Here is an 8,209-nt window from a genome sequence, read left to right as displayed (position 1 = left end):
ACTGCGTGGGCGTCCGCAGCTGCGGGGTCAGCAGCCAGTAGACGCCGTCGGTCGCCGAGGGCTCGACCTGCTTGACCTCCCAGCACGACGCCGCGGCCGACGCCTGGGTCGAGCCGTCGGGGACCACCGTGGCCGCCTGCGCGGCAGGCGCGGTACCGAGGTGCGCCGACGTCGTGACCGCCACCGGGACGATCACGAGCGCGACCAGTCGTCGGGCAGCGGTCGTCCAGGTCACCGACCGACCGTGCCACGTCGGTGGAGGTCGTGCACCGACAATGCCGAGATCCGCGCTGTGAGCCGCGGCTCAGACCACCGGCACCAGGGCTGCGGTCTCCTCCTCGGTGAAGATGCGCGAGCGGATGATGAACCGCTTGCCCGTGGGCCCCTCGATCGAGAAGCCGGCACCGCGCCCGGGCACCACGTCGATCGTGATGTGGGTGTGCGACCAGTAGTTGAACTGCTCGCGCGAGATGTGCACCGGCACCACGCCGGCCTCGTCGATGCCCGGCTCGGGACCGATGTCGAGGTCGCCGAGGTGCACGTCGGTGGGCCCCACGATGTAGAAGCCCTGGGTGAAGCACATGGGTGCCGACCCGTCGCAGCAGCCGCCCGACTGGTGGAACATCAGGGGCTTGCCGTGCGACGTCCGGAGCTCGCGCAGGAGGTCGGCGGCCTTCTCGGTCATCGCGATGCGCTCGACGGTCATGACGGCTCCTTCGGGTGGGACGGATGGAGGACGACCTCGAGGTCCGACCCTGCGGCCGGACCTCGAGACGTCAGTGCTGTCGGCTCAGAAGAAGCCCTGGGCGTTGTTGGAGTAGCTCACCAGCAGGTTCTTCGTCTGCTGGTAGTGGTCGAGCATCATCAGGTGGTTCTCGCGGCCGATGCCGGAGGACTTGTAGCCACCGAAGGCGGCGTGCGCCGGGTACGCGTGGTAGTTGTTCGTCCACACGCGGCCCGCCTGGATGTCACGACCGGCGCGGTACGCCGTGTTGGTGTCGCGCGACCACACCGCGGCGCCGAGGCCGTAGAGCGTGTCGTTGGCGATGCTCATGGCGTCGTCGTAGCCGTCGAACCCGGTGACCGAGACGACGGGGCCGAAGATCTCCTCCTGGAAGACCCGCATCTTGTTGTGGCCCTGGAAGATCGTCGGCGCCACGTAGTAGCCGCCCGACAGGTCGCCGCCGAGGTCCACCCGCTCGCCACCGGTGATGATGCGAGCACCCTCCTGCACGCCGATCTCGAAGTAGCTGAGGATCTTCTCCAGCTGGTCGTTGCTGGCCTGCGCGCCGATCATCGTGTCGGTGTCGAGCGGGTTGCCCTGCTTGATCTGCTTGGTCCGCTCGGTGGCGGCGGGCAGGAACTGCTCGAGGATCGAGTTCTGGATCAGTGCGCGGCTCGGGCAGGTGCAGACCTCGCCCTGGTTGAGGGCGAACATCGTGAAGCCCTCGAGCGCCTTGTCGTAGAACGCGTCGTCCTTGGCCGCGACGTCCTCGAAGAAGACGTTGGGGCTCTTGCCGCCGAGCTCCAGCGTGACGGGGATGAGGTTCTGGCTGGCCATCTGCATGATCAGCCGGCCCGTGGTGGTCTCGCCGGTGAAGGCGATCTTGCGGATCCGGCTGGAGGAGGCCAGCGGGGCCCCGGCCTCGGTGCCGAAGCCGTTGACCACGTTGACGACGCCCGGGGGCAGCAGGTCGGCGATCAGCTCCATCAGCAGCATGATCGAGGCCGGCGTCTGCTCGGCGGGCTTGATGACCACGGCGTTGCCGGCGGCCAGCGCGGGTGCCAGCTTCCAGACGGCCATGAGGATCGGGAAGTTCCACGGGATGATCTGGCCGACGACGCCCAGCGGCTCCTGGAAGTGGTAGGCCACGGTGTCGTCGTCGATCTGCGACAGGTGGCCCTCCTGGGCCCGGATCGCACCGGCGAAGTACCGGAAGTGGTCGACGGCGAGCGGGAGGTCGGCGGCCATGGTCTCGCGGACCGGCTTGCCGTTGTCCCACGTCTCGCCCACAGCGAGCATCTCGAGATTCTGCTCGATGCGGTCGGCGATCTTGTTGAGGACGACGGCACGCTCGGCCACGGACGTCTTGCCCCACGCGGGTGCGGCGGCATGGGCGGCGTCGAGGGCGGCCTCGATGTCCTCGGCGGTCCCGCGGGCGATCTCGCAGAAGACCTTGCCGTTGACCGGCGAGACGTTCTCGAAGTACTGGCCATTCGCGGGGGCCTTGTACTCGCCGCCGATCCAGTGGTCGTAGCGCGACTTGTAGGTGACGACGGAACCGTCGGTACCGGGCTGGGCGAACACGCTCATGGTGGCTCCTCGGAGGGGGTGGGATCAGGTGGGCGTGACGCTAGTCACAGGATCGTTGCAACGACGTTGTGTCGACGTTGCGGGGTGGTTGCCCTGACCGCTGCTGCGTCGCTCCGGGGGGTGCGTCGTCGGCTGCCTCTGCGTTCCCGCGGGTGGGTCTTCGCTCGCTGCTGCGTCGCTTCGGGTGGGCCTTCCCTGCGGCTGCGCTCCCGTGGGTGGGGCTTCCCCGTGGCTGCGCTCCCGCGAGTGGGGCTTCGACCTGCGGCTGCGTCGCCGCGGCTGCGAGTCGGGTCGGTCTCCGAAAGGGCCTCGACCGGCGGCGGGGTCCGAGCTCGGGTTGGGTTCTCGGAGGGCGGCTCGGGGGGGCGCAAGGTTCTGCGTTGGTGCGTGAGGGGTCGAAGGATGCTGCGTTCGTTACGGGATCCCGTCACCAACGCAGCATCGTTCGGGCTTCAGCACGCGAAGGCAGAATCTTGCGTCCCGCGGGGCCGGTTCGCGCGTCGGGTGGGCAGGGATTCTCCCTTTGCGCGTGACGGTCCACGCGAAGGGAGAATCCCTGCCCCTACGTGGCCCCTGGGCGTCGCCACGATTCTTCCTTCGCGAGGCACGGTCCACGAGAAGGNAAGAATCGTGCGTGGATCCCGCGCAGAGGGAGAATCGTGGCCGCGCCCCGCAGACCCAGCCGGGACGAGACCCACCGTTCCGGTCGAGGCCCTTTCGGAGACCACCTCGACGCGAAGCCACAGCGACGCAGCAGCACGAGAAGCCCCAGCCACAGCAACGCAGCAGCGAGCGGAGACCCGGCCGCAGCTCCGCCCCCTCAGCCGAACGCGCGGTCGAGCTTCTCGACGTGGGCCGCGACCTGCGCGTAGCGGGGTGACGTCGTCGGGAGGATCTCCAGCGCCCGCGACCAGACCCCGAGGTCGTCACGACCGTGCGGGGTGTCGGCGAACGACAGGACGGCGTCGGCGTCGTCGCTGGCCAGCAGGGCCGAGACCAGCTCGAGGTGCAGGTCGTCGCGCAGCTCCTCGACCGCCGGGGCGGTCGAGGCCGGCAGCACCGGCCCGCGGTAGGCCGCCACGGCGCTGCGCAGCCGACCGTCGCGCAGCAGGTCGCGCACCTCGTCGACGTCGGTGCGCACCGCCGTGCGCAGGCGGTAGGGCCGCGACGCGAGCTCCAGGGGCCCGAGCACCCCGCGCAGGCGCGACAGCTCGGCACGGATGGTGACCGGCGCCTGGTCGTCGTCGCTCAGCGCCACGCCCAGCTCGGCCGCGGTGAGCCCGTCGGGCGCCCGCGTCAGCAGCAGCAGGAGCTCGCTGTGGCGTCCGCTGAGCCGCGACGTGAGCGGACCGACCTGCAAGGTGGCGCCGTGCACGCCGAGCACGTCGAGCCGGGGGGCGGACCAGCCGCTCGAGACCTGCAGCGGCGACGCGCTCGGCTGGAGCCGGGCGATCCGCAGCTCCGCCTCCACGGCCGCAGCCGTCGCGCGGACGAAGCCCAGCCCCTGCGCGGTGGCCACCTCGGCTCCGCCGGTCACGTCGAGGACACCGAGGATCGCACCGGTGTCGGGATCGTGGATGGGAGCCGCCGAACAGCTCCAGGGCGTGACCTGGCGCCCGAGGTGCTCGGGACCGAAGATCTGCACGGGCCGGTCGATCGCCAGGGCGGTGCCGGGCGCGTTGGTACCGGCGCTCGTCTCGCTCCAGTCGGCGCCGGGCATGAAGTGCATCGCCTCGGCCCGGGAGCGCAGGCCCGACGACCCCTCGACCCACAGCAGCTGACCGGCCGCGTCGCTGACCGCCACGAGCAGCCCGGCGTCGGCGGCGCTCTCGACGAGCAGCCGTCGGATGACCGGCAGGCCGGGGGCCAGCGGGTGGTGCTCGCGGATCTCGCGCAGGGCCTCGTCGTCGAGCGTGATGCGGGGCAGGTCGGTCTCGGGGTCGAGGCCACCGGCCACGCTGCGCTTCCAGGAGTCGCGCACGACCGAACGCACCGGCGCGTCGGTGGTGCCCGAGGTCAGGAACTCCTCGTGCGCGCGGCGGAGCCAGCGCGACAGGGAGTCCGGGTCGGAGCCCGCCGGTACGGCGACGTCGTGCTGCCGCTCGTGCGCCCTGGGCTCCGAGGTGCGTGGCATGGAGAAAGTCTACGTGACCTGGCTCACGGGGACAGGGGAGCAAGGTCCCGAGTTCCGGCCGTCCGGAGGACGTCCATCGACCGGCTGCGGGGCGTCGCGCCGAACCGCCGCGGAGGCGGGGTCAGGCGTCGCGCCGCACGAAGGCGACGGTGCCCAGCACGAGCAGCACCACCACGAAGACCGCCATGACCAGACCGCCCCCGACCGGACCGAACGGGACGACGCCGAAGATCTGCAGGGCGTTGTCCAGGGAGAGGCGCGTGTACATCTGTCCGCCTGCGTCGTAGGGCAGGAAGCGCAGCACCTCGACGAGCCCGCCACGGCCCGAGGGGTCGTCGGAGGCGGCCTTGATCGCGAGGACGACCGCCTTCACGAGGCCCTCGACGAGGGACGGGATGAGCAGCAGCATGGCCACGGCCGCCGTCTGGTTGCGGGTCAGCGTGGCGAACGCGAGCCCCGAGAGCGAGAACAGGGTCGTGTAGAGGACGGTGCCCAGGGCGATGTCGCGCAACCCCTCGAACGTGGGCATGCCGACCCCGAACACCAGGGCGCTGAGGGCCGCGATCCCCACGCACACCAGCGCAGCCACGAGCGACAGCACGGCCGTCGTGAGGATCTTCGCGAGCATGACCGAGATGCGGCTCGGCAGGGCGGTCAACGTCGCGCGGATCATGCCGTGGCGGTACTCGTGACCCATCGAGAACACGCCAAGCAGGCCGATGACGTAGGCGATGAACAGCGGGGCGAAGCCGAGCGAGGCCCCCACGGTCACGAGGATCGCGAACGTGTTGTCGCCGCCCGACAGCGGGCCGGTCTCCGGGAGGTTCCAGGCGATGAGCACGCTGAGCAGGAGCTGGAAGGCGAAGGCCACCCCGAGGATCCAGTAGGTGGACCGGATGGTGCGCAGGCGTGCCACCTCGTAGCGCAGGGCGTCGATCATCGCTCTCCTCCGCCCTCGCGGTCGTGGCCCGGGTCGGCGACCGCGCCTCGGTACTCCTCGTCGAGACCGGTGGCCGCGAGGAAGGCCTCCTCCAGCGTGGCCCGCCGGGTGGACAGCTCGTGCACGCGCACGCCGTGCTCGTGCGCGAGGTCGCCGATGCGGGCGGCGTCGAGACCGGAGACGACCTGGGCTCCGTCGGCGTCCGGGGTGAGCGTGGCCCCGGCGGCGGTCAGGACGGGGGCGAGGACGTGGAGGTCGGGGCTGCGCAGCAGCACCTGGACCGTGCCGCCGTGCTCGACGAAGTCGCTCACGGGACCGTTGGCCAGCAGGCGTCCGCGACCCACGACCACGAGCTCGTCGGCCAGGAGCGCCATCTCCTGCAGCAGGTGGCTGGAGACGAAGACGGAGCGGCCCTCGCCGGCGAGGTGCCTGAGCAGCTGGCGCAGCCAGGTGATGCCCTGGGGGTCGAGCCCGTTGCTGGGCTCGTCGAGCACGAGGGTGTGCGGGTCGCCGAGCAACGCCGCCGCGATGCCCAGCCGCTGCCCCATGCCGAGGCTGAACTTCTTGGGTCGGCCCTTCGCGACCGAGGTCAGGCCGACCAGCTCGAGGACCTCGTCGACGCGACGACGCTCGATGCGGTTCGCGACCGCCAGCATCTGCAGGTGGTGGCGGGCCTGGCGCGTGGGGTGGAAGGGCTTGGCCTCCAGCAGGGCGCCGACGTGGCGCATGGGCTGCTCGAGCTCGCCGAAGGTGCGGCCGTCGAACGTGGTGCGGCCCTCACCCCGGTCCAGCCCGAGCATGAGCCGCATCGTGGTGGACTTGCCCGAGCCGTTGGGACCGAGGAACCCCGTGACGCTGCCGGGCGTCACGGTGAAGCTCAGGTCGTCGACCGCGCGACGGGTGCCGTAGGACTTGCCGAGCCCACGTGCCTCGATGACTGCCACGGCGCCAGCCTGCCAGAGACGGCCGCCCCGCGCCGGGAGCCGTGCACAGGCACGCCGCCGACGCTCAGGCGACGACGCGGGTGACGGGCAGGCTGGAGTCGACGGGGAGGTCGAGCGACGACGGGGCGATGCCGCGCGACACGACCTCGGCACCGAGCGCCGCCACCATCGCGCCGTTGTCGGTGCACAGACCCGGCTTCGGGATGCGGACCTCGATCCCGGCCGCCGACGCCCGCTCGAGCACCATCTGGCGCAGCCGCCCGTTCGCGGCCACCCCTCCCCCGACGACGAGGGTGTCGACGTCGTGGTCGCGGCACGCCTGCACGGTCTTGCGGGTCAGCACGTCGACCACGGCGTCCTGGAACGATGCCGCGACGTCGGCGACGTCGATGTCGCGCCCCATGCGCTGCTCGTGCTGGACGTGCCGGGACACGGCGCTCTTGAGTCCGGAGAAGGAGAAGTCGTAGCGGTACCGGTCGGCGTCCTTGGCGGCCGTGAGTCCCCGGGGGAACCGGATGGCCGTGCCGTCGCCCTCCTGCGCCACACGGTCGATGTGCGGCCCGCCGGGGTACGGCAGGCCCAGCAGCCGCGCCACCTTGTCGAAGGCCTCGCCGGCCGCGTCGTCGATGGTGGTGCCGAGCATCGTGATGTCGGAGGCGATGTCGTCGACGAGCAGGATCTCGGTGTGCCCGCCGCTCACCAGCAGCGCGGCCACCCGGCGGTCGAAGCGACCGTGCTCGAGCTGGTCGACCGCCACGTGGGCGGCCAGGTGGTTGACGCCGTAGAGCGGCTTGTCGTGCGCGATCGCCAGCGCCTTGGCCGCGGCGACGCCCACCAGCAGCGCCCCGCTCAGACCGGGACCGCAGGTGACGGCGATGGCGTCGACCTCGCGCACGTCGATGCCCGCCTGGGCGTACGCCTGCTCCAGGGTGGGCACCATCGCCTCGAGGTGGGCCCGGCTGGCCACCTCGGGCACGACGCCACCGAATCGCACGTGCTCCTCGACGCTGGAGGCCACGGCGTGCGCCAGCAGGTCGGTGCCCCGCACGATGCCGACGCCGGTCTCGTCGCACGACGACTCGATGCCGAGCACGATCGGTTCAGTCACGCCGACCAGTCTCTCAGACCCCGTGGAGCCCGCGGCCGACCTGGTCCTGGGCCGAACGCCGAGGACCGCGAGGTGCGGTCAGGAGGACTGCCCGTCCTGCTTCGCGGCGCGACGGGCGGCCTTCTGCGCCTTCTCCTCGGCGTCCAGCCGGGCCGCCTCCTCCGGCGTCGGGGCCGTCCCGCCGTAGCGGGCCGGGGCCCACCACTGACCCTCCGGGGAGACCGGGTACTCGCGGATCGCCTTGTCGAGCAGCGCCGTCATGGCCTCGCGCAGCACCTGCGTCTCGGCCACCGGGTCCTCACCCGTGACCGGGATCGGTTCGCCGACGTGCAGCGCGATCGTCTTGCCACGGCCCCAGATGTCGGACTCGTGACCCTTGGTCTTCAGCAGCTGCGTGCCCCACGTGACCATGGGGATGAGCGGGACGCCCGCCTCCGCGGCCATCCGCACGGCGCCCGTCTTGAGCTCCTTGATCTCCATGGAGCGGCTGATCGTCGCCTCGGGGAAGATGCCCACGATCTCGCCGGAGCGCGCGTACTCGACGGCCTTGTCGTACGACGCCTGTCCGGCGTCACGGTCGACCTCGATGTGGTGGAAGGACCGCATGAGCGGTCCGCCGACCGGGTGGTCGAAGGCCTCCTTCTTCGCCATGAACCGCACCAGGCGACCCGACGGCTGCGTGGCGAGGCCGTCGAAGACGAAGTCGACGTAGCCGATGTGGTTGGCCGCGAGGATCGCTCCCCCGGTGCGCGGCACGTGCTCGGTGCCG

At 71.4% G+C, this 8,209-nt stretch carries 8 protein-coding genes; all 8 read right to left on the bottom strand.

From position 1 onward, the window contains the following. A partial coding sequence (locus ASF38_RS18480) for a fibrinogen-like YCDxxxxGGGW domain-containing protein (RefSeq protein WP_200914493.1) occupies positions 1 to 235 on the bottom strand: 235 nt, incomplete at its 3' end. 69 nt (positions 236 to 304) lie between these two features. Next, positions 305 to 706 (bottom strand): DUF779 domain-containing protein, encoded by a 402-nt coding sequence (locus tag ASF38_RS09530; protein WP_055964453.1) that lies wholly within the window; start codon positions 704 to 706, stop codon positions 305 to 307. 84 nt (positions 707 to 790) lie between these two features. Further along, positions 791 to 2,314: an aldehyde dehydrogenase family protein gene (locus ASF38_RS09525; protein WP_055964450.1), complete on the bottom strand. Its 1,524-nt coding sequence runs from the start codon at positions 2,312 to 2,314 to the stop codon at positions 791 to 793. Between the two features lie 820 nt (positions 2,315 to 3,134). Further along, positions 3,135 to 4,448 carry a GAF domain-containing protein gene (locus ASF38_RS09520; protein ID WP_055964447.1) on the bottom strand — a complete coding sequence of 438 codons (1,314 nt, stop codon included), beginning with the start codon at positions 4,446 to 4,448 and terminating at the stop codon, positions 3,135 to 3,137. A 121-nt stretch (positions 4,449 to 4,569) separates the two neighbouring features. Beyond that, positions 4,570 to 5,388: an ABC transporter permease gene (locus tag ASF38_RS09515; protein WP_056575513.1), complete on the bottom strand. Its 819-nt coding sequence runs from the start codon at positions 5,386 to 5,388 to the stop codon at positions 4,570 to 4,572. Beyond that, positions 5,385 to 6,332: an ATP-binding cassette domain-containing protein gene (locus ASF38_RS09510; RefSeq protein ID WP_056575510.1), complete on the bottom strand. Its 948-nt coding sequence runs from the start codon at positions 6,330 to 6,332 to the stop codon at positions 5,385 to 5,387. The genes ASF38_RS09515 and ASF38_RS09510 overlap by 4 nt, the downstream gene beginning before the upstream one ends. A gap of 64 nt (positions 6,333 to 6,396) precedes the next feature. Further along, positions 6,397 to 7,440: a tRNA (adenosine(37)-N6)-threonylcarbamoyltransferase complex transferase subunit TsaD gene (gene tsaD / locus ASF38_RS09505; RefSeq protein WP_055964438.1), complete on the bottom strand. Its 1,044-nt coding sequence runs from the start codon at positions 7,438 to 7,440 to the stop codon at positions 6,397 to 6,399. Positions 7,441 to 7,518: 78 nt separating this feature from the next. Next, positions 7,519 to 8,209 (bottom strand): 1-acyl-sn-glycerol-3-phosphate acyltransferase (locus tag ASF38_RS09500; protein WP_056575507.1); only part of this gene is annotated, 691 nt, incomplete at its 5' end.

The sequence above is a fragment of the Aeromicrobium sp. Leaf272 genome, assembly GCF_001422865.1.
Taxonomy (GTDB): Bacteria; Actinomycetota; Actinomycetes; order Propionibacteriales; family Nocardioidaceae; genus Aeromicrobium.
Note: the sequence above shows the minus strand (reverse complement) of the source record. Positions and strands in the feature narration are given on the sequence as shown.

Bases quoted from the DNA above. Each gene is read 5' to 3' on its own strand.
- ASF38_RS09520 (WP_055964447.1), bottom strand. From the start codon at position 4,448: ATGCCACGCACCTCGGAGCCCAGGGCGCACGAGCGGCAGCACGACGTC.
- ASF38_RS09515 (WP_056575513.1), bottom strand. From the start codon at position 5,388: ATGATCGACGCCCTGCGCTACGAGGTGGCACGCCTGCGCACCATCCGG.
- ASF38_RS09525 (WP_055964450.1), bottom strand. From the start codon at position 2,314: ATGAGCGTGTTCGCCCAGCCCGGTACCGACGGTTCCGTCGTCACCTAC.
- ASF38_RS09530 (WP_055964453.1), bottom strand. From the start codon at position 706: ATGACCGTCGAGCGCATCGCGATGACCGAGAAGGCCGCCGACCTCCTG.